Here is a 20,987-nt window from a genome sequence, read left to right as displayed (position 1 = left end):
GTTCCTCTCTTTCTTTACTACGTATGCATTATACCATAAATAGTTTTAGAATGCGTATCACATATCAGTTAGAGGAAACTTTGTAAAAAGGGTCTAAAAACTGTACAATTCGTACCATTTTTAGACCCAATTTCTATTTTATAATGAATTAAGAATATCTTTCATACGTTTCGCAAGACCTTTTGTCTTATCAACGCTTAAGGAGCATACCGCAACACGAATACCTTTATTGACTTTTACAGTATAAATATGCTGTGCCATCAATGCTTCATGATAACGATCACGTAATGCATTATCTTCAATCTTCACGGTAACAAAGAATCCTTCCTTATAAGGATAATATGCCAGTCCACAAGCATCTGCTTCTGATGTAAAGATATCACTTCTTTGTTTCAGTAAGTCCACATAATATGCTTTTTCCTTCATATACGTATCATAGTTCTCTGTTGTGACATATGTGAAGTTGTCCATAGCAGCATTTGGAACATTACTCCATGTTGCACGAGCTGCTTTTTCAAATACGATTTCTACACCTCTGACAATTTCCTGGGTTTTTCCCAACAATACTGCCGCACCACAACGCAAGCCATAAGATGTTAACGCCTTACTACAACTGAACGCAATGACTGCCATTACATTTTCGCTGAATGCATCAAATGTTGCCATATAATCTCTTGAATGAGGTAAATCATATGCATAATCGATATATGCGATATCATTTAATAATACCACTGGTACCTGTTTTCCACATTCATTTAAGAATGCCACAACTTCTTTCCATTCCTCTATCGTGAGTGAATACCCTGTAGGATTGTGACATGGATCATTGATGATCATTAAAAGTTTCTTCTGTGTTTTCATGACTTCCTTACAAGTTTCTTTGAAGCTTGTTAGATTAAAATGATCTCCTTCAAATAATGAATAAGTTTTTACATTCAGATTATCCATGGTTGCCATTAATTTATAAGAACCCCATGCGATTTCTGGAAGGATTACAGTTTCTCCTTCATCCAGAATTTCACTCAACGTGATTGCGACAGCACCAGTTCCTCCAGGTGTTGCGATGACACTATGTGCTAAGCTGCATCCACTAGGTTTTACCACCCAGTTATATACCTGATCACGGAAACTGTCATTTCCTACAAAACTACCAGCATATGCGGCTTTAGTTTCTTTTGGAATATTGTTGTATGGTGTAAATACACTGTCAAATGCAACAATTGTTCCTTCTTCGTTATATAAAGAACCAATGGTCGCATCCACTACATTTTCAGCTCCTACGGCTGCTTTTGCTTCTTTCGCTTTTTTCACAATCGCAAATACTGTATCCTCGATTGGTGTTGTGTTTACCTTACTTTTCACAAAACTCATTTTTCATCCCTGCTTTCTTTTGTATATGCGCCTAATAATTTAACATCTTCACAAACTTCATTCATTTCCATCAACAGCTCCACTACTTTCGTATCCTGTAAATTGCCGTCAATTTCCACATAGAAATAATAAGCCCATGGCTTGTTTTTGATGGATCTGGATTTGATGCTTTCCATATTGAATCCATGTTTGGAAATCACTTCCATTGCCTTTACAAGTGCACCGGCTTCATGCTTTGCGGTAAAGATCATGGAGAAACGATTTCCCTCTTTCACAAGTTTTTTTCCAATAATAATAAACCTTGTTGTATTTTGTTCACTGGTATTGATATCCTCAGCTAATATATCCAGCCCATATAATTCCGCATTTTCTTTAGCGGCGATTGCTGCTTTGGTTTTATCATTTTGCTTTGCGACATATTCTGCCGCAAGTGCTGTGTTTGGATATGGAATCAACTCATATCCACGTCCCTCTAAAAACTGTTTAGACTGGTAAATTGCCTGATCTTTAGAATATACTTGTTTGATATCCTGCAAGGTAGCCCCTTTCACACCCAATAGATTTTGCGATATTTTCAAATCATAGATCTGTTGGATATACACATCATAACGAAGTAAAAGATCCAGCACTTCCCCAACCTCTCCAGTAAATGAATTTTCAAAAGGAATGACACCATAAGCTATTTCATTTTGACATACTGCCTGAAATACATCTTCAAAAGACGCAAAATTTCTTTTCTTTCGATAAGGAAATACTTTTTCACTGGCGATATGGGAAAATGCTCCCTGTACGCCCTGATATCCTACTGTATCATGGTAGATGACAGATTTTTGATAATCCTTACTGATCTTCAACATATCCTCCATGAACGCTAAATAACTATCCTTATATTTATCTTGTTTGATCAGGCCCATATTACGCTTTAATACATCTTTTTCTCTGCCTGTATCCAGAACATCCATTTGATGCTCCACTTTATATCGTATGACATCTTCTACAGCCTGCATCCGCTGTTCAAAAAGATCAGCCATTTGCGCATCTACTTCATTGATTCGCTTTCTAGCATCATCCAGAAGGCTCATTATACTTCACTCCCTTTTTTCCACCCTATTATACAATAATTCCATGGGTATTCATACAATTTTCAGAAAATTTATGAAAAATATATTTGATAAATTTCAATGGCTTGTAAACACATAGGATATGTGTAGTTGATATTTACCTTTTACGATTCTAAAAAACTATTTCCCGATGATCTGAGAAATAGTTTTTCGTTATACTTCTTTTACATTAATGAAATGATAATATCTTTTCCGCTATCTTGCTATCTGTAATCAAATAGTTAATATAACCGCCTACCAAAGCTGCATGAATCGCTCTTGCTTTATCTACGCCACCAGCAATTGCGATCACATTCTGATTTTTTCGTATCTGGTCAAGCTGGATACCAATGATATTTTTTTCAAGATGATCGTCAATTGGGTTGCCTGCCACATCGAAGAAATGCCCACACATATAACCAATCGCACCTTTTTTAATCATCGCTTCTTTTGACTGATCATTTAGAAAACCTGCCCATGTTCCAGATAATTCTTTTGCACGGATACTAGCAATTCCGGTAATGATATAATTTAAATGATTAATTTCCTTAAATGCTTGACGTATGATAGGCTCTTTCATCAGTTCTTCTCTTACAATATCGCTTTCTACATATAATGGGGCATACAACATCGTCTGGGTACCATTATATTTTTCTGTCATCTTACGTACCAGATTAGCGGTATCTAATCCATTATGATATCCCTCCGCAGAACCTCCAGTTAATTGTACAAATCTTACCTTTTTACTGGTTTTAGGTTTCATCTGCTGCACCATCTGATTCAATGTTCTTCCCCAGGAAATACCTACAGAATCACCATCTTTAATCAATCCATCTATGTATTTAGCAGCCTGTTCTCCTAAACGCTTGATAATAAAATCTTTATTTTCATCATTGGATGAATCTGTAATGACAATGGCATCTTTCAGCTGATATTTCTCCTTCAGCATCGTTTCCAGTGTGGTGGATTGTTTCAAAGGATAATTGATTTGTATCTCAACAATCTTTAATTCCTTTGCTTTTTGTAAATAGCGGCACACTTTTGATTTAGAAAAAAACATACGTTTCGCAATGGTTGTTTGTGGCAGATTTTCTTCATAATACATACGTGCAACTTCCGCAATCATGTTCATTTCACTTTCTGAATATTTCTCTTTCATAATGATTTCCCCTTTAGTTATATTGTAACATAACGAGCACAAAAAGAGGCAGCTGCCTCTCATTGAATAAAATCTTCTTCTCGTTTGCTTTTTGGATCAATACAAGCCGGCTGATTGACCTGCCACGCTTTTTCCCATTTATCTTCTGTTAATGGCAGTGCCATATCGCCAGTTTCCTTTCGCCATGTTTCCAGTTTTTGTTTCATCATTTGATAAACTTCCTGATATTCTTTTTCCTGTATTACATTGTGTTGCTCCAGCGGATCGTTTGCTAAATCATATAATGCCAGCATACATTTCTCCTTATCCAACATGCCATGCTCCATATAATACTGTTTGGTTGGAGAATTATCGATATTTGATCTATTAATTTTTTCATAATCTCCATAGTAACAAATCAGCTTATAATCTTTTGTACGAACACATCTTGCTGGTTCATAGGATGTATGGAAGTTGATTTCCGCAAATACTGCTTCATCCATTTCTTCATGTAGATTGGAAAATACTTTCGCAAAACTTTTTCCCTGATAGCCATCATCTTTTTCTATTCCTAATAAGTCACATATCGTTGGCGCAACATCAATTTGAGATACCAATCCCTTTATATGTACGCCTTTGACTATAGGTTTAGGATCTCGCATAATCAATGCCACATGAATACCTGAATCAAACAGTGTACATTTTGCGAATGGATAAGGTACCCCATGATCAGTGGTAAACATAATCAGAGTATCATCATAATGACCTGTTTCTTTCAACATATGAATGATTTTCCCAAAGTTTTGATCAAACATTTCCACTGAACGCATATGTCCTGCATAATCTTTCCTTACTTCCATGGTATCCTTTAAAAACTCTGGTAGATGAAGTGCTCGTAGTTCTTCTTCACTCATATCTATATCCGGATATTCACGATGTGTACTAAAGAAACCCATGGACACAAAGAATGGTTCTTTTTTTTCTGTTTTCAGCCATTGGCATAAGGCATCTGTATTATGGGCATCCCATTCCACCAGATCTTTATCTTTATATTCGCTGCAGCTGGTTGTGATATTTTCCTGATAACCAATTTTATCTGCACCTAATTGATGATCTTTATAACGGCCGTATTCATGCTGGATACCACACAACACTGTATGATATCCTTCATGATTTAAACGTTGTACGATATGATTTCCATAATCGTGTATCTCAAATCCTCTATTTCCAAGCCCCAGCATACCATTGGTATGCGGATATCGACCAGTCAATAAAGAAGCACGACTTGGAGAACATGTTGGAGAACAGCAATATGCTTCATCAAAGCACACGGCATCTTTCGCAAAGGCATCTAAGTTTGGTGTATGGATATGGATATCATAGGGTTGAAAATAGATACCGCTGTCATGTGTATGAATGTATAGGACATTCTTTCTCATTCACTAATTCCTAATGCTTGTATTTTCTCTTTTAATTCTGTTTTTGAAAGAAGATTTTTTAAACCGACAACTTTGGTCTTTTCACGTACTTTAAAGTTTTTAACAAATGCTTCACTGATGATAATCAAATCAAAATCATTTGCGATTGATTGAGCTTCATCAAGACTTGTGTGATGAATCGTTGCCTGTATACCTAATTCTTTTAATACCTGTTGTGCTCTGGTTTTCATAATCTGACTTGTTCCCATACCACAGCCACACGCTACCATAACTTTTAACATATGTTTATTCCTCCTCTACTTCTAAATCAAAGTAATGTTCTTTATTTTTTCTATATTGAATTTGTGGAATTGCCAGCATCAATACGACGCCTAAGATCAATCCTGGAACTGCTAAATATTTCATTAAGATACCAAGTGCAGGCCATAAGGTTGCCCAGTCAAGATTTCCTACATAACCACCGAATTTTGCCATATCGAATAGATATAAAGCTCCGGCACTTCCTAAGATTTGTAGTAATCCAGATCCTACACAAAGGATGATCAACGCTTTGTATCCACCCTTCATATTCGCATATAAACCAATCGTTGCATTGTCATAGAATAATGGAACGAAGCCTGGAATAATCATCAATGGAGATTTAAAGATCAATAATCCTGCGATGGCAATCATCTGTCCAACTGCACCAAATAAGAAGCCTAATACAACAGCATTTGGTGAACCGAATGCATATGTGGCAGCACAATCGACTGCTGGTAAAGAACCTTTTAATACTGAATTTGAGATACCATTGAATGATTCAATCATTTCACCAACGAACATTCTGACACCTGTACGAAGGATAACCAGATTGACTGCGAAGGATGCACATTTTTCAAAGATATACACAATGAAGGAAATATTAGCCGGGAATGCGGCAGTATCTACACTTCTCAATAAAGGCTCACCAATGATACATAGAATGATGCCAAAGAAGATCAACATCAACAGTGTTGTGGATACAACATAATCTTCTAAAATCTTTAAGGCGCCTCCCATATTCATACTGTCAACGCCTTTATTTTTATCACCCAGTTTTGCGCCAAATTTATGTGCAATCCAGATACCAAGCATCTGCTGGTGACCTACGGCAAATCCTGCATTTTCGGTTAATTCCTGTGTTGCTTCGACTGTCATATTAGAGAATACTGCCCAATATGTACCAATTAATAATCCAACTGCGACAATACCCACAAAGTTTTGCAGAGATGGAATTAGATAATATACAATCCATGTTGCTACTGCAGTTTGTGTAACCATAATGTGTCCGGTTGTGAATAGTGTTCTGACTTTTGTGAATTTACGGAAGAATACCAGAACGATATTCCAGATAAATGCGACAAGCAATGTCAACATTGCGAATGATGTAACGACTCCAATACTTTCTAATGCGCTGTTTGCGGCAATATATGCGATATTAGGATCTATAACGGCTGCTTTTAGTTCAAATTTTTGTTGAATTCCTGTAAGAATTGGTGTAATGGTTCCTGCAAGTGCTTTTGCTCCAACTTGAAGGATCATATATCCAACAACTGCCTTAATGAAACCTGCCAGCACCTCATACCATTTCCTCTTTAACAGAATGTATCCTATCATGACGATCAATCCGATAAAGATTGCCGGGCGAGATAAGATGTTGTTAAAAATAACCACCCAGATTTGATTTACGATATCTAACATAGATATTTCTCCTTTCAATATTGTAAGCGCTTATCTGATTCTAATTATAAAATTTAATTCAAATAAAGCAATATTTTTATAATTTTTGCAATTAATTTCATTTTCTGTTTTTATTATCGTGAAATTTTTCTTATATTGGATATATAACTGCAAATATTCCCATTTATAAAGAAGGATATACCTATAGGAAATTGAATTTTTCAGCTGGCACATCCTGGTTAGACGGCACTAAAAAAGACCAGTTTATGCAACTGATCTTCTTGCTTTTATAAACGTTTTCCTAATTCGTATGCCTGTGCTGGATAATTTGATGCTTCTATATCTTCACGCAAATACATGCCCAATGCATAAACACTGCCAATTTGTGTCCAGTGCAGATATTTCCATATCGCTTCAAAGTGATGCTTCAGTGCATCAAAGGTATCATCATCCGTATCCCCACAAGATGCTAAAACAATTACTTTCTTAGGCATTTCTCTAAGTTTGGTATTATTGGCATAGAAACGATCGATAACGGCTTTGATTTGTGTACTCATTCCAAAGTAGTATAATGGTGTCACAAACACGACAATATCTGATTGAAACAACATGGGATTTAATATTTCCATACCATCTTTGAATACACATCCATCATTTCCTTTTCGACATGCATCACATGCAATACATGGATGCACCAGTTCCTCTGCTGCATCATATACGTTGATTTCATGGCCTGCTTCCTTCGCACCTTGCATAAATTTTTCCATCATTAAGGCGGTGGTGCCCATTTTATGAGGGCTGCCATTTATCATTAATATTTTCATAAGTATCACTTACCTTTCTTCTTAATTTTATCATAACATTTTTTAGTTCCTTTACAAGGTATCTCTTTTATTTTCTGAAATAGATTGTTATACTTAACTTGGAATAGGAGAGATCATGATGAATATAAATATTATAATTGAACATCATCAAGATGGCTGCATGATATTTTTAGAGGATTTTACAGGTGCATTTACAAGAGGGAAATATGTTGCAGAGGCTTTACAAAAAGTAGAAAAAGAACTTAATACTTATCTATTGTGGAGAGATCATCAACAATTAACTGAATCTATCCAAATGAAAAATATTATTGTTACACAAAAAGAAAAAAGTAATGCAAAAGTCTGTGATGGTGACACTGAAATATTATTCCATAAGGAATTAGAACCGTTGACATATGCAGAATATGAATATATGAAAGAGCTAGTACTTCGTTCCGCAAAAGATTTTCAAACATTATATGAAAGCATTCCTGACAAAAATTATTATCGTAATCCTGTAAGGAAAACATTTTATGGATTAGTCCCAAGAACTGCAAAAGAAATGTATGAACATACAAATGGTGTCACAAATTTTTATTTGAATGGATTTCATTTACAAATTGATGATCAGCATGATCTGTATACTAATCGTGTTCTCGCAATGAAACTATTAGATGAAAATTTTAAATCTTTCAATGGAATCGTCAAAACAGTTCGTGGTGAAGCATGGACCATATCTAAAATATTAAGAAGATTTATATGGCATGATCGAATTCATGCCAAGGCTTTGTATAAATTAGGTTGTTTGAAATGGGAAAATCAAATAGAAAATCCATTTTTCTTTGAAAATCTATTAAACAGAAAATAAACAATCGTATTATCATTGCATATCTTTATAGTAAATAAAAGGCACTTCAAATTGTGCCTTTCATTTGATTGATATAACTTTCATAATGTTTAAACTTTCTTTATTTCTGTATCTTCTATGATATTTCCTTTTTCTATATTTGGTTCAATAAAATGTTGTAAAGAATATTCCCAAAGTGTTTGAGAACCATCTGCCGTATTGCTGTTTCTATTTAATATCTGGCTTAATTGCACTCCTTTTTCTTTCCAGGACTTGCCATTCGTTGCGGCATTTAACATGGTAGGTTGAATATTATCCATGGTATGCGCAAACTTTGCTTCCGGTGTAGTACCTTCCTCAAATTCATCCCAAAGTGCTCTTAACTTATCTCCTTGATCACTTGGCAATAAACCAAAAATACGATCAGCCGCCATTAATTCACGTTCTCGCTGTGTTTTCTTTGCTTCTTCATCATATGCAAAGGTATCACCTGCATCAATTTCCACTAAGTCATGAATCAATAACATACTGATGGTTTTTAATACATCAATTTTTTCATTTGCATATTCGCTTAATAACAGTGTCATGATTGCCATATGCCAGGCATGCTCCGCATCGTTTTCTTTACGTTTTGCGCCAGTCAAATACGTTTGACGACCAATAAATTTTTCTTTATCAATTTCTCTACAAAATGCAAATTGTTTCTCTATTCTTTCTTTATCCATGAGATACACTCCTTTTTACTGTTAGTTTGATTATAGGCGACATTTCCCACATAATCAAGAAGGAATTGTTTATATACTTGATACAGGCACAACTTGTATATCTCTGTTTAAAGGATAGCTTTTTAGTGTATTACATACAATCACTCGATTTTCAATTGGATACATAGAACCCTCTAATTGTTTAAAGCCTTTCACACTTCCCAGATGAAATGATACACCTTGTTTAATTTCTATTAAAGACATTTTCCCTTCATATAGTAATACCAGATCAACTTCATTTTGATTATTATCACGATAGTAATAAGCCTGGAATGGTTGCTTATTATTCAAAAATGTTTTTCTTATTTCATTGACCACAAACGTTTCAAAAAAAGCCCCTGATAAATTTGAAATACGTAGAGTTTCAGGATGGTTCATTTTAATCAAAAAAGTTGCTAAACCTGTATCACTAAAATACATCTTACTCGTTCTTACAATTCTTTTTGCGATAGAATGATCATTATATGGCTGTAAAAAATATATAAGTCCTGTAGCCTCCAAGATGGATAACCAATTCTGAATTGTTTTACCACTGATTCCAAGTCTTCTTCCCAAATCAGCAGCATTAACCTGCTGGGATGTCATTGCGGCTAAATATTCAAGAAAATCGTGGAATTTTATTTTATCTTTGACATTGATGAATTCCGTAATATCACGATCCACATAAGTTGAGATATAATTCTCATAATAATCATTGATTACTTTTTCACTTCGATATAATTCAGGATACATCCCCTTGCATATCAATTGAAAGATTTCTTTTACGTCTAAAGGATTATCATTTTGATATAAACATGCCCTATTTTGTGTTGGAATGTAAATTTCTGTTTTTCTTTGCATTATTTCATCTAGCCCTAATGGCTCCATTTGTATAATACTAGCGCGACCTGCTAAAGATTGTGTTACATTTTTCATAAGGTGGAATGCTTGTGAACCTGTTAGTAAAAACATTCCATTTGCTTCGCCTGTTTCTAATCTTTTCATGTTGACGATTTCTTCAATCACTTCAAATAATATTGGAGCATATTGGACCTCGTCAATGATCAATGGAAAATGGAATTGTTGTAAGAAATATTTAGGATCTTTTATCGCTATTTTTCTTTGATCAATGTTATCTAATGATACATAATCGAAGTTTTTGTCTTTTACAAATTCATATGCAAGAGTTGACTTTCCAACTTGTCTTGCTCCTGTAATAATGACAACAGGATAATTATTTAATGCAATTTCTACCTGTTTTTTTATAGCTCTTTGATACATAAAAAGCGCCTCCTTTTCATACAATTATGAAGTGCAACTTCATTTTAACACTTTATTAGGTCTTTGTATACTAATATTTTCTTCCAAAAAAAGTCACACACTTTTATTTCATGATTCATCGTGATAAGATAAAAATTCAATTTTAATTACCTGCCAAAAAAAGTGCTTTAGTTAAAAAATAAGCACTTTTTGTATATTGAAAATTTTCTATCCCTTATTTCGCCATCATATAAATCTTTTCCATATCTTCAATGGTTAGCACTTTAAACTTTCCAATTGTACGATTTTCTTCAAAACTACATTTATATGAAAGCTCTTTGATTTCCTTATCAGTAATATCTCTATTTAAAAGTTCATGAAGATTAATTGGCATGTCAATTTCTTTAAAGAATTTTTCGGTAGCATCAATTCCAGCCAAAGCAGCCTTTATATCATCAGCTTCACGAATATCCCAAACATTTCTAGCGTATCTAGCAAATCGTTCAGGTTTTTCTTGATATACATATCTTGCCCAACTTGCCCAAATTGCTGCTAATCCTGCTCCATGTGCAACCTGGAACATCCCACCTAATTCATGTTCCAATTGATGACAAGCCCAATCGCCATATGTCCTGCTGCCTGTTATGTCATTATGAGATAAACTTGCAGCCCACATTACCTCAGCTCGTGCATCATAATCATTAGGATGATCTTTCAGTATTTTAGCATTCATAATGACTACTCGCATCAAACTTTCTGCAAATTGATCATTTAATTCTAATGTTTTCACTTTATTAAAATATCTTTCCATTGTATGCATCAGAATATCGGTACAACCACTTTCTGTTTGATAATTAGGTAATGTGTATGTCAATTCTGGATTAAGTATAGCAAACTTGCAAATACCTAATTCATGGTTTAATGCACGTTTATAGCCACCTTCTTCATTTGTGATCACACTAGAATTACTCATTTCACTTCCTGTTGCAGCTATAGTTAATACAACACCAACAGGTAAACATGCTTTTGGCTCTTTCTTGCCTAAATAATAATCCCATACATCCCCTTCATTCATAACGCCATATCCAATTGCTTTAGCGGAATCAAGAACACTTCCTCCACCTACAGCTAGAATAAAATCAATATTTTCTTCCTTACATATTGAAATACCTTCTCTTACTTTAGATAATACTGGATTGGATACAACTCCTCCTAACGTAACATAATCAACGTTGTGTTCTTTTAATGAATTACATACAATGTCTAATAAACCACTTTTTTTAGCACTATTACCTCCATAATGTACTAGTACTTTTTTATAACAACTTTTTTCTAATATTTCTCCTACTTTTGTTTCTTGTTTCTTTCCAAAATACACTTTAGTAGGAGCGTAGAATTCAAATCTATCCATATTTTATCCTCAATTACCAATAAAGTTTTGCCTTATCAATGGAACTGAATAATTCCATTTTTTGTGCTATAACCTTTTTGGCTTCTTGAATGGCTGGATCTAATACTTTTGCAGGCACAAATCCTCCTGTTGTATCCAAAACCTCTTTTACTTTAGCAAAATATGCACTCTTAAAATCGCTTGAAATATTAATTTTAGAAATACCGATTCTACAAGATTCAGCAATTTCATCATCAGGATTATTACTTCCACCATGTAATACCAATGGTACAGGCGCAACTTTCTTAATTTCTTTCAATAATTCTAATTGTAATTTTGGAACATATCCTTTTGGATAAATGCCATGTGCAGTTCCAATGGCAATTGCTAAACAATCAACACCTGTTTTTGTGACAAAATCTACAACTTCATTTGGATCAGTATATGTAATGTTATCCACGCCACCTTCATCTGAATTTCCAATTGCTCCAATTGTTCCGATTTCACCTTCAACAGTAACATTTGCTGCATGAGCTAATTCTGTTACTTTTTTACTTAATGCTACATTTTCTTCATATGTCAACATAGATCCATCAATCATTACAGATGTAAAACCTGCTTTAATAGCTCTCATGATTTCCTCTAATGTTTTTCCATGATCTAAATGTAAGGCAAATGGTACTTTACTGTTCGCTAAACGCATTCTCACATATTCATAAAATTCAGGTGTAGCAAAATTAAATTCACCTGGTGAAACTTGAATAATAGCTGGTGCATTTAAACGTTCTGCTTCCTCTACAACCGCGCGAAACAAACAGCTTTCTGTTGCATTATATGCTCCTACTGCAAAACCATTTTCATGTGCTACATCTAGTAATTCTTTCATTGTTAATAACATATCATCTTCTCCTTCACGATTCTTCCCGTTATCTATCCATTAAATATTTTCAATCTTTATTTCATCATCATTAATATCTGTATTCGCACCAAAATCAATATCGTTTAAATCAGCGATTTCATCTTCTTCAGTTACAGGTTTTTTAATTAATGATAAAATAACACCAGTAATTATAGAACCAATAGCTAATGCCACACAGAACATCATAGGATTCGTAAATAAAGGAACTGTTAACATTCCACCATGTGGAATTGGAGATCCTGTACCCCAAACCATGCATAATCCACCAGCTACAGCTGAACCGCAAACGCATGCAAATACTACGCGGAATAAATCACGAGCTGCAATAGGTATAACACCTTCAGTAATCATACAAATGCCCATTGGAACTGCTGCTTTTAATTGTTCTTTTTCTGCTTTTGTATATTTATTTCTTGTTAATAAGCATGAAATTGCAATACCAAATGGTGGAATCATTGAACCAACGAATTTAACTGATTCAGGGCCAATAACACCATCAATCATCAAACCATTAACGAACGTTGACATTGTTTTGTTCACAGGGCCTCCAAAATCGAAACAAGCCATACCACCTAAAACAGCACCGAATACAAATTTACTTCCTGATTGTAAACCAGTAATCCACTCAGTTAAGACATTCATTAACCAAACAAATGGTTGTCCTAACAATGTATACATTAAGATTGCACTAACTGCAGTTACTAAAACAGGAATAATCATAATTGGCATTAATCCCTGAATAGCTTTTGGTACGCGAATATATTTTTTACATGCTAATACCAAATAACCCACTAAGAAACCGCCAACTAAACCACCAATAAATCCTGCTTTAATTGCTGAACAGATAAAACCAATAATCAAACCTGGAGCAATTCCTGGTCTATCACCAATGGAATAAGCTACACCTGCTGTAATTACTGGAACTACAGCTGACATACCAAAGCTACCAGCTTGATACAAATAATACCCAATACCTGCAGTTGAATTACGAACATCTGAATCGATAACCTGCCCTAATGCCATACAAAGACCGGCTGCTACTACCAATGGAATCATGTAGCTGATTCCTGTTAGAATATGTTTTTTAATCTCAAATTTTTTTCTTGTCTTTTCCATATTTCTTCCTCTCCCGCTTTATTTTTTAGCTAAAGCTTTCTCCACTTTTTCAATTAAACCTACTGGATTTTTCAAAACAGTATTTGTACCTACTCTGATAAGGGGCTTTCCTTTAAACCGTTCCTCACCTGAAATTTTCACATCTACTGCTAAAATCACAACATCTGCATTTCTAATGTCTTCTTCTGTTAACTCGTCTTCTATACCTATTGTTCCCTGAGTTTCAACTTTCACTTCATGCCCACGGGCCTTTGCTCCTTTCATAAGTTTTTCTTTGGCCATGTAAGTATGCGCAATTCCTGCAGTACATGCTGCTACACCAACAATCTTCATCTTGGCACCTCCCTTCCTATTTAAATAAATCTATTACTTCACTAGGACTTTCTGTTACAAATAATTTTTTTGTAACATTTTCATCACATAGTGCAATAGCTATTTGTGAAAGCAGTGATACTAACTCTGATTTATCTGTATCTTTAACTGCCATCATAACGAATACTTCAATTGGTTTATCATCAAGAGACTCCCATTCAATTGGCGTTTGTGATCTTCCAATAGCGATACATGTTTTCTCAACACCTTTAGACTTTCCATGTGGTATAGCTAAGCCATCACCCATTCCAGTTACACCCTCAGATTCTCTAAAGTAAACATCTTTTTTAAATTGTTCTCTATCACACAAAACGCCGCTTCTGTCAAATAAATCAACCATTTCTTCAATGATTTCATCTTTTGTTTTCCCTTTTAGTTTTAAATCAATCCTTGATTCGTCCATTACATCTGAAATTTTCATACTACCCATTCCTCCTATTGAATCAGGCACTTATAAAAGTCCATAGGACTTTGTAGTGCTACAAGATTTTCAACACGTTCTCTTGTATCTACCAGCTCTAAAAATGACTTATAAAACGAACGCATTTTTCTGATTTCTATATCACAATCAGCTTTTAAGACTAAGACTGCAATAAAATCTACTTTTTCTTTAACATCCCATTGGATGGGAGTCTCTAATGTCACAAAACATACTTTTGAAATATAAATTTCAGTTTGTGAACCATGTGGTATAGCGACTCCATTCCCTATAGAAGTTGGAGTTTTTTCTTCTCTGTCTAATAAAGTCATTAAGAAGTTCTCTTTCGCATATCCTTTTTTCACTAATTGCTTATGTACTTGTCGTAATACTTCTTTTTTACTTTTTCCTTTGACGCGAGTAAATATTAAATCTGGATCAAATAATTGATGACAAATTTTATCAAAATGAACTTGTTCTTCTTTTTTTCTATTAATTTCTAATAACTTTGTATTAATAGCTTTCATACTACTTTCTGATAATAATCCATCAATTTCTACAGCTCTGCTTTCGTTTTCAAGATTTGAAAGAGTCAAGATCATCTCAACATTTTTATATTTTTTAAATCGAAACTCATGAACAGTAATAATATCTATGATGTTAATTTTAGGAAATGTTCGCATAATTTTTTCTTTTAACATCATATTGATTCCAAAACCACTAGAAGAAACCAAAACTGTATTGATATTTTCAGCATTTCTATCTATCGCCGCCTGAATATAAATTACAATGTAACTCAATTCATCTTCAGTAATTTTCAAATCGAAATATTCCTCTATCAACATACTTACAATCCATACCACACGGAATGTATCAGGAAATTCTTTTTTCAGATATGCTGTCATCCGGGATCCAGATTCACGTTTATATTTCAATCGAAATAAACATGGTTTTAAATGTAATTTTAATGCTGTAAATAATGTTTCATCTTTCATTAAATCCATATCCAAAACATCGCTTAAGACTTCCATAATCTTATGTACAAAATCTTCAACTTTTGTATTAAACTCAAAGAAGAACTTTTGTGTGTCTGTAATATCTCCAATATCTGTTAATCTAGAACATAATAATTGTATAGTAAGAAAAGCAATATCCTCCTCTATAGCAACTTGATGAAAATGTGTAAATACACTATCCAATACATATTTTGCGAATTCATATTCTGTATGTTCTTGCAATTGTTCTATGTCGTGTTGCTTGAATACTGGCATAGATTGAAATGCATTTCGATGAAGGGCTAAGGAAATATATATTGCTACATCTTGGAATGAGTCTTCAGCAAATTCAAAATTCCATTTACGTTCACTTTGCAAAATAATCTCTGTTATCACAGTTACATCAATTCCAGGGCAAATAAATGTTAGTTCTGCTTGATAATTTGCTGCAGCATATTTTGAAATAAAGTTTCTAACTGCCAATCGATAATCAACCTCTTCAAAAGCTAAGGTTAATCCTAAATTGCGATTACTAATCATACGAACATGGTATTTAGATAGCCATTCTTTAACTTCTTGAACAACTTTTAGAGTAGTTGGTAAACTCAAATATAATCGATCAGATAAAGCCTTTGTACTAATATAAGCTTTATCCGCATTTTTCAAAAGAACTCTTAATACATTGTATACACGTTGATCTTTACCTACTTTCGTCTCTACATCTTGATCTTTTTGTATAATTTGATGTATTTGAAACCTTTGTTCTTCATTTGCTTCTAACCAAATACCGAAATGTCTTTTTTTCTGAATCGTGCCTAAACCATTTTCTTGTAAGAATACATCTACAATATCGATTTTCGTTCTAACGCTTTTTTCGGAGATCCCTATTTCCTGAGATAACCATGCCACTGTTACCGTTTCAGTATTAAGAAGTAACTCCAAAATTTTTCTGTTATTACTATCAACTTTCTGTGTCATGTTTTACCTCCTGACTATATTTTATAGTAATTGTAAGTTTTACAAATAAAAACATGTGGTATTTAATAACGGTACTTTTTTATTCCATATATCCACCTTTCATAGGCGAAACTGCATGTTTAGAATACAATGATATAACACCTGTTGTATATTTTGGTTTTTTAGGTATCCAAAGTTCTTTCCTTCTTTTAAGTTCTTTTTTAACTTCTTCATCGCTTTTTTCTTCACCTTTAAAGCCAATGATATTAATTTCTCTTTTTTCTATATCAAACCGTATTAAATCGCCTTCTTCAATTAATGCGATTGGTCCACCCTCAGCTGCTTCTGGTGAAACATGTCCAATCGCTGGTCCTTTACTAGCTCCTGAGAAACGCCCATCTGTAATTAGAGCAATTGATTTATTTAATTCTTCATCAGAAGAAATTGCTTCCGTTGTGTAAAACATTTCAGGCATTCCACTTCCTTTTGGTCCTTCATAACGAATGATTACTGCATCATTGGGATGTATTTCATGATGTAAAATAGCATATATTGCATCTTCTTCACAATCAAACGGTTTTGCATATAGTGTCGCATGAAACATCTCTTTTGCCACAGCTGAATGTTTTACCACTGCCCCTTCAGGTGCTAAATTTCCCTTTAATATTGCAATAGTTCCATTTTTACCAATTGGATTATCAAATGGACGAATCACATCAATCGCTTTTATTCCCCATTTATCTAAATAAGACTCAGATTTTTCATAAAATCCTGAAGCTTTTAAGTCATCTAAATTTTCTCCAATTGTTTTACCAGTAACTGTTTTTTCGTCTAAATAAAGCATAGATCTAATTTCTTCCATTACCCTAGGTACACCACCTGCATAATAGAAAAATTGTGCTGGCCATTTCCCCGCTGGACGAATATCCAATAAATAATGAGCATTTCGATGAATTCGATCAAAATCATCTGCTTCTAACTGAATCCCAAATTCCTTTGCTATTGAAGGTAAATGCAGTAATGAATTAGTTGATCCTGAGATTGCTGCATGCACCATTATCGCATTTTCAAAACTTCTTTTTGTTACAATATCGCTTGCTTTCATGCCTTTTTTCGCTAATTCTACTGCAAGCATACCTGCTTTATGAGCCATATCTTTTAATTCATGACTTGTTGCAGGCATTAATGCACTACCCGGTATCATAAGTCCTAATGCTTCAGCCATGATTTGCATAGTACTTGCTGTTCCCATAAATGAGCATGCACCACATGTAGGACAAGCATGGTGTTTATAATAATCTAATTGTTCTTTCGTTATCTCATTTCTTTCATATTGAGCGCTATACATGCCTATTTGTTCTAACGTTAATAAATTAGGCCCAGCTTCCATAACGCCCCCTGTTATCACGATACTTGGAATATTTAGCCTTCCAATTCCCATCAAAATTGCTGGCATACTTTTATCACAACTTGCAATAAAAACCCCTGCATCAAAAGTTGTCGCATTTCCATGTATTTCTATCATATTCGCTATCATGTCACGACTTGGTAAAGAATAATTGATGCCATCATGTCCTTGTGCCATTCCATCGCAAATATCTGTTACATAATATCGTGCTTCTTTTCCGCCATTTTCTTTGATTCCTGATGCCGCTTCTTCTACGAACCAATTTAGATGTGCACTTCCGGGATGACTTTGTCCATATGTGCTTTCTATCATAATCTGTGGTTTATCTAAATCTTCCAGTGTCCACCCCATTCCAATTCTCAATGGATCCATTTCAGGGGCAATTGCCCTTATTGTTTGACTTTTAAATTGCATATTACTTTTTTCTCCTTTCGCTTTACGCTTCTTTATTTCAAACATATCATTAAGGAAACCAGTTGTCAACATTTAAAATACAACATGTTTTATTTTAAATTCACTATTGACATTTAAACATGTATGCATTATCCTTGTTTTTGAAAACAACATGTTGGTTTTTAAAGTGGATATCAAAACAGGAGGATATATTATGTTTGAATTAGTTAACAACCGTCAACTTATTTTTGGAGAAAATAAGATCAATGAAGTAGGAAAACTTATAAAATGGTATGGGTGTAAAAAAGCGTTTTGTGCTGTTTATCCAGAAGGTGAGCATGTATATAACAAAGTCAAATCATTGCTTGAAGAAGAAGGTATTGCATCAATTAGTTTTTATAAAGTAGGTAAAGAACCTGATATGCATATCATTCATGAAGGTCGTGATCTTTTTAAACTTGAAAATTGTGATTGTACCATTGCTATCGGTGGAGGTAGCGTAATTGACACTGCTAAAACTGTTGGTATGCTGGCAGTAAATGAAGGTAATGTTGATGATTATCAGATGCATGGTAAAGAAGTAAAAAAAGAACCACCTTTATTTATTGCCATTCCTACAACTTCTGGAACAGGTGCAGAAGCAACAAAAACAAGTGTTGTTACAAATAATGATAATGGTTTGAAAAAAAGTTTATATCACACATCAATGATTGCCGATATCGTCATATTAGATCCAAATTTAACTTTAGGTCTACCAAAAAGACTAACAGCAGCAACAGGTATGGATGCCTTAAGCCACGCTATTGAATCCTATGTATCATTGAATGCATCTCCAATGACTGAAATGTTTGGTTTAAAATCAATTGAACTGATTAATCAGTATTTGGAAAAAGCATATCACAAACCAGATAATTTAGAAGCACGCGGTGGAATGATGCTTGCCAGCTATTTAGGGGGATGTGCTATAACAGCTGGTATAGGCATCGCTCATATTATGGCTCAGCCACTTGGCGCTATTTATCATATTCCTCATGGGGATGCTTGTTCTATTTTCTTACCTATTGCAATGGAACTTAATTTACCTTATGCAACAAAGAAATATGCCAAAATAGCAGAGGCCCTTCATGTTTATGATTCTACTGCATCTAATCAAAAAAATGCAATGAACGCTATTCAACGCGTAAAAGAGATTCGTGCCGCCATTGATGCACCTAATTGTTTAACACCTTATATAAAGAACAGTCCTACAATAGATGAAATCATTGACATAGTGAAACGTACAACTGGTCATATTACATGTAATCCTAAACCTTTGAACGAACAATTAATCTTTGATGCCTTCCGTATGGCTTGTGATAAAAGCAAGTAATTGTTTAGGACAAAAAAGCGTGATATAATGTAAAAGCAAAAAGCAAGGGGGGATTTTATGCCTAAAAAGGTATTTCTTTACGATATGACGGCAAAAAAACTCAAAGAAAAAATTTTTGATGGCACCTATCCACCAGGAAGTCTACTTCCTTCAGAGCGAGAAATAGGTGAAACTTACAATGTTGATAGAACAACTGTAAGAAAAGCGCTACAGGTTCTGGTAAATGAAAGCTTAGTTGAAAAAAAAGCTGGAAAGGGAACTGTTGTAAAAGACTTAAATGATACAACCATATTTCCTACAAAAGAATCAGAAAATATACCAGATCCTTTACCAAAAACAAGCATATATGATAAAGAAATTGCATTTTTTCTTCCCCGTAATGCTCAAAACAGTGATCGAATACGGCAGCCTTTTTATTCTCAATTATTCTATGTTATTCAAGAAGAATGTCAAAAGTTGGGTTTTTCACTCATCTATTTAACTTTAGATGAAGATGACGATTTAGAGAAAATACTAAGTAGCAGAAGGTTTTCTGGTGTTTTCTTTGTAAGTAATGTAAGCAAACAGCATCTTTCCTATGCAATAGAGAAGAAAATACCTGCTGTTTTAATTAACTCTTTTCATCCTGAAATGCCTTCTGTATTATCAGATAATTTTCAAGGAGCATATCAAGCATGTAAAGAATTGATAAAAAAAGGACATAAAAAAATCGCAATTATTAAAGGTGAAGAAAATTACACAACAAATAAAGAACGACTAAGAGGAAGTCTTTCTGCATTAAGAGAATTTAATATTCCAATTCAATCATCCTATATTCTAGGTGAAAACTCATGGGAATTTGACGATGGTTTTAAAGTTATGAAAAACTTTTTACAAACAGCAAATCAACTTCCTACTGCTGTCTTTGCATTTAATGATCGATTAGCTTTAGGGGCTATGCAAGCTATTCAGCAAGCTGGCTTAAATGTTCCTAAAGATATAAGTATCATAGGTTATGATAATTCAGAGCAATCTAAATTAATCTATCCTAGATTATCTTCAATAGAAATTAATGTATCAATTATGGGATCCGCTTCCGTCTTTACATTACTTCAACAAATGAATTATTATCAATCTTTACCAATTAAAATATTAATTCCTATTCAATTAATTGAAAGAGAGTCTATTATAGAAATAAATTAACTAAAAAGCCACATTAACTGATACGATTCTCAAAAGTAGACAGTACAAATAATTAAAACGTACTGAATA

Annotated in this window: 19 protein-coding genes; 3 read left to right on the top strand and 16 right to left on the bottom strand. The window is 34.0% G+C overall.

The window, feature by feature from the left end:
- Nucleotides 1-138: 138 nt before the first annotated feature.
- From DW114_RS13855 to DW114_RS13825, 7 genes are all read right to left on the bottom strand, one after another.
- Nucleotides 139-1,371, bottom strand: a complete 1,233-nt coding sequence (locus DW114_RS13855) for a pyridoxal phosphate-dependent aminotransferase (protein WP_117454332.1) — start codon at nucleotides 1,369-1,371, stop codon at nucleotides 139-141.
- A complete protein-coding gene (locus DW114_RS13850; protein WP_117454331.1) occupies nucleotides 1,368-2,453 on the bottom strand; it encodes a bifunctional chorismate mutase/prephenate dehydratase in 1,086 nt (361 codons plus the stop codon). The genes DW114_RS13855 and DW114_RS13850 overlap by 4 nt, the downstream gene beginning before the upstream one ends.
- A 208-nt stretch (nucleotides 2,454-2,661) precedes the next feature.
- Complete coding sequence (locus DW114_RS13845; RefSeq protein ID WP_158552282.1) at nucleotides 2,662-3,630, bottom strand: sugar-binding transcriptional regulator; 969 nt, start codon at nucleotides 3,628-3,630, stop codon at nucleotides 2,662-2,664.
- Between the two features lie 59 nt (nucleotides 3,631-3,689).
- Nucleotides 3,690-5,048 carry a sulfatase gene (locus tag DW114_RS13840; RefSeq protein ID WP_117454329.1) on the bottom strand — a complete coding sequence of 453 codons (1,359 nt, stop codon included), beginning with the start codon at nucleotides 5,046-5,048 and terminating at the stop codon, nucleotides 3,690-3,692.
- Entirely contained in the window at nucleotides 5,045-5,329 is a 285-nt protein-coding gene (locus DW114_RS13835; protein ID WP_117454328.1) for a PTS sugar transporter subunit IIB, read from the bottom strand. The genes DW114_RS13840 and DW114_RS13835 overlap by 4 nt, the downstream gene beginning before the upstream one ends.
- Before the next feature lie 4 nt (nucleotides 5,330-5,333).
- On the bottom strand, nucleotides 5,334-6,767 hold the full coding sequence (locus DW114_RS13830; RefSeq protein WP_117454327.1) for a PTS ascorbate transporter subunit IIC: 1,434 nt from the start codon (nucleotides 6,765-6,767) through the stop codon (nucleotides 5,334-5,336).
- A gap of 266 nt (nucleotides 6,768-7,033) precedes the next feature.
- Nucleotides 7,034-7,570: a flavodoxin family protein gene (locus tag DW114_RS13825; RefSeq protein WP_117454326.1), complete on the bottom strand. Its 537-nt coding sequence runs from the start codon at nucleotides 7,568-7,570 to the stop codon at nucleotides 7,034-7,036.
- Between the two features lie 115 nt (nucleotides 7,571-7,685).
- Between DW114_RS13825 and DW114_RS13820 the strand changes: the two genes are divergently transcribed.
- A complete protein-coding gene (locus DW114_RS13820) occupies nucleotides 7,686-8,417 on the top strand; it encodes a hypothetical protein (protein ID WP_147322636.1) in 732 nt (243 codons plus the stop codon).
- Between the two features lie 89 nt (nucleotides 8,418-8,506).
- On the opposite strand, the gene DW114_RS13815 is transcribed toward DW114_RS13820, so the two are convergent.
- The 9 genes from DW114_RS13815 to ilvD form a co-directional block, all read right to left on the bottom strand.
- A complete protein-coding gene (locus DW114_RS13815; RefSeq protein WP_117454324.1) occupies nucleotides 8,507-9,121 on the bottom strand; it encodes an HD domain-containing protein in 615 nt (204 codons plus the stop codon).
- 69 nt (nucleotides 9,122-9,190) lie between these two features.
- Nucleotides 9,191-10,420, bottom strand: a complete 1,230-nt coding sequence (locus DW114_RS13810) for an ATP-binding protein (protein ID WP_117454323.1) — start codon at nucleotides 10,418-10,420, stop codon at nucleotides 9,191-9,193.
- 214 nt (nucleotides 10,421-10,634) lie between these two features.
- Entirely contained in the window at nucleotides 10,635-11,810 is a 1,176-nt protein-coding gene (locus tag DW114_RS13805; RefSeq protein WP_117454322.1) for an iron-containing alcohol dehydrogenase, read from the bottom strand.
- 13 nt (nucleotides 11,811-11,823) lie between these two features.
- On the bottom strand, nucleotides 11,824-12,687 hold the full coding sequence (locus tag DW114_RS13800) for a ketose-bisphosphate aldolase (protein ID WP_117454321.1): 864 nt from the start codon (nucleotides 12,685-12,687) through the stop codon (nucleotides 11,824-11,826).
- Between the two features lie 39 nt (nucleotides 12,688-12,726).
- On the bottom strand, nucleotides 12,727-13,824 hold the full coding sequence (locus DW114_RS13795) for a PTS fructose transporter subunit IIC (protein ID WP_117454320.1): 1,098 nt from the start codon (nucleotides 13,822-13,824) through the stop codon (nucleotides 12,727-12,729).
- Nucleotides 13,825-13,842: 18 nt separating this feature from the next.
- Nucleotides 13,843-14,157 carry a PTS fructose transporter subunit IIB gene (locus DW114_RS13790; RefSeq protein WP_117454319.1) on the bottom strand — a complete coding sequence of 105 codons (315 nt, stop codon included), beginning with the start codon at nucleotides 14,155-14,157 and terminating at the stop codon, nucleotides 13,843-13,845.
- Between the two features lie 16 nt (nucleotides 14,158-14,173).
- Nucleotides 14,174-14,617, bottom strand: coding sequence for a PTS sugar transporter subunit IIA (locus tag DW114_RS13785; protein WP_199483601.1), 444 nt, complete (start codon nucleotides 14,615-14,617; stop codon nucleotides 14,174-14,176).
- A 14-nt stretch (nucleotides 14,618-14,631) separates the two neighbouring features.
- On the bottom strand, nucleotides 14,632-16,587 hold the full coding sequence (locus DW114_RS13780) for a BglG family transcription antiterminator (RefSeq protein ID WP_117454317.1): 1,956 nt from the start codon (nucleotides 16,585-16,587) through the stop codon (nucleotides 14,632-14,634).
- Nucleotides 16,588-16,666: 79 nt separating this feature from the next.
- On the bottom strand, nucleotides 16,667-18,388 hold the full coding sequence (gene ilvD, locus DW114_RS13775; protein ID WP_117454394.1) for a dihydroxy-acid dehydratase: 1,722 nt from the start codon (nucleotides 18,386-18,388) through the stop codon (nucleotides 16,667-16,669).
- A 193-nt stretch (nucleotides 18,389-18,581) separates the two neighbouring features.
- Between ilvD and DW114_RS13770 the strand changes: the two genes are divergently transcribed.
- Complete coding sequence (locus tag DW114_RS13770; RefSeq protein ID WP_117454316.1) at nucleotides 18,582-19,736, top strand: iron-containing alcohol dehydrogenase; 1,155 nt, start codon at nucleotides 18,582-18,584, stop codon at nucleotides 19,734-19,736.
- 57 nt (nucleotides 19,737-19,793) lie between these two features.
- Nucleotides 19,794-20,918: a GntR family transcriptional regulator gene (locus DW114_RS13765; RefSeq protein ID WP_117454315.1), complete on the top strand. Its 1,125-nt coding sequence runs from the start codon at nucleotides 19,794-19,796 to the stop codon at nucleotides 20,916-20,918.
- Nucleotides 20,919-20,987 lie beyond the last annotated feature (69 nt).

The sequence above is a fragment of the Absiella sp. AM09-50 genome (assembly GCF_003433845.1).
Classification (GTDB): Bacteria; Bacillota_I; Bacilli_A; order Erysipelotrichales; family Erysipelotrichaceae; genus Hoskinsella; species Hoskinsella hominis.
The sequence above is the reverse complement of the archived record's forward strand: the minus strand, read 5'-3'. Positions and strand labels throughout refer to the sequence as shown.

Excerpts from the sequence above, each read along its gene's own strand:
- DW114_RS13780 (WP_117454317.1), bottom strand. The coding sequence starts at position 16,587 with ATGACACAGAAAGTTGATAGTAATAACAGAAAAATTTTGGAGTTACTT.
- DW114_RS13840 (WP_117454329.1), bottom strand. The coding sequence starts at position 5,048 with ATGAGAAAGAATGTCCTATACATTCATACACATGACAGCGGTATCTAT.
- ilvD (WP_117454394.1), bottom strand. The coding sequence starts at position 18,388 with ATGCAATTTAAAAGTCAAACAATAAGGGCAATTGCCCCTGAAATGGAT.
- DW114_RS13765 (WP_117454315.1), top strand. The coding sequence starts at position 19,794 with ATGCCTAAAAAGGTATTTCTTTACGATATGACGGCAAAAAAACTCAAA.
- DW114_RS13835 (WP_117454328.1), bottom strand. The coding sequence starts at position 5,329 with ATGTTAAAAGTTATGGTAGCGTGTGGCTGTGGTATGGGAACAAGTCAG.
- DW114_RS13850 (WP_117454331.1), bottom strand. The coding sequence starts at position 2,453 with ATGAGCCTTCTGGATGATGCTAGAAAGCGAATCAATGAAGTAGATGCG.
- DW114_RS13855 (WP_117454332.1), bottom strand. The coding sequence starts at position 1,371 with ATGAGTTTTGTGAAAAGTAAGGTAAACACAACACCAATCGAGGATACA.
- DW114_RS13790 (WP_117454319.1), bottom strand. The coding sequence starts at position 14,157 with ATGAAGATTGTTGGTGTAGCAGCATGTACTGCAGGAATTGCGCATACT.
- DW114_RS13845 (WP_158552282.1), bottom strand. The coding sequence starts at position 3,630 with ATGAAAGAGAAATATTCAGAAAGTGAAATGAACATGATTGCGGAAGTT.
- DW114_RS13770 (WP_117454316.1), top strand. The coding sequence starts at position 18,582 with ATGTTTGAATTAGTTAACAACCGTCAACTTATTTTTGGAGAAAATAAG.
- DW114_RS13800 (WP_117454321.1), bottom strand. The coding sequence starts at position 12,687 with ATGTTATTAACAATGAAAGAATTACTAGATGTAGCACATGAAAATGGT.
- DW114_RS13805 (WP_117454322.1), bottom strand. The coding sequence starts at position 11,810 with ATGGATAGATTTGAATTCTACGCTCCTACTAAAGTGTATTTTGGAAAG.
- DW114_RS13795 (WP_117454320.1), bottom strand. The coding sequence starts at position 13,824 with ATGGAAAAGACAAGAAAAAAATTTGAGATTAAAAAACATATTCTAACA.
- DW114_RS13820 (WP_147322636.1), top strand. The coding sequence starts at position 7,686 with ATGATGAATATAAATATTATAATTGAACATCATCAAGATGGCTGCATG.
- DW114_RS13830 (WP_117454327.1), bottom strand. The coding sequence starts at position 6,767 with ATGTTAGATATCGTAAATCAAATCTGGGTGGTTATTTTTAACAACATC.
- DW114_RS13785 (WP_199483601.1), bottom strand. The coding sequence starts at position 14,617 with ATGAAAATTTCAGATGTAATGGACGAATCAAGGATTGATTTAAAACTA.
- DW114_RS13810 (WP_117454323.1), bottom strand. The coding sequence starts at position 10,420 with ATGTATCAAAGAGCTATAAAAAAACAGGTAGAAATTGCATTAAATAAT.
- DW114_RS13825 (WP_117454326.1), bottom strand. The coding sequence starts at position 7,570 with ATGAAAATATTAATGATAAATGGCAGCCCTCATAAAATGGGCACCACC.
- DW114_RS13815 (WP_117454324.1), bottom strand. The coding sequence starts at position 9,121 with ATGGATAAAGAAAGAATAGAGAAACAATTTGCATTTTGTAGAGAAATT.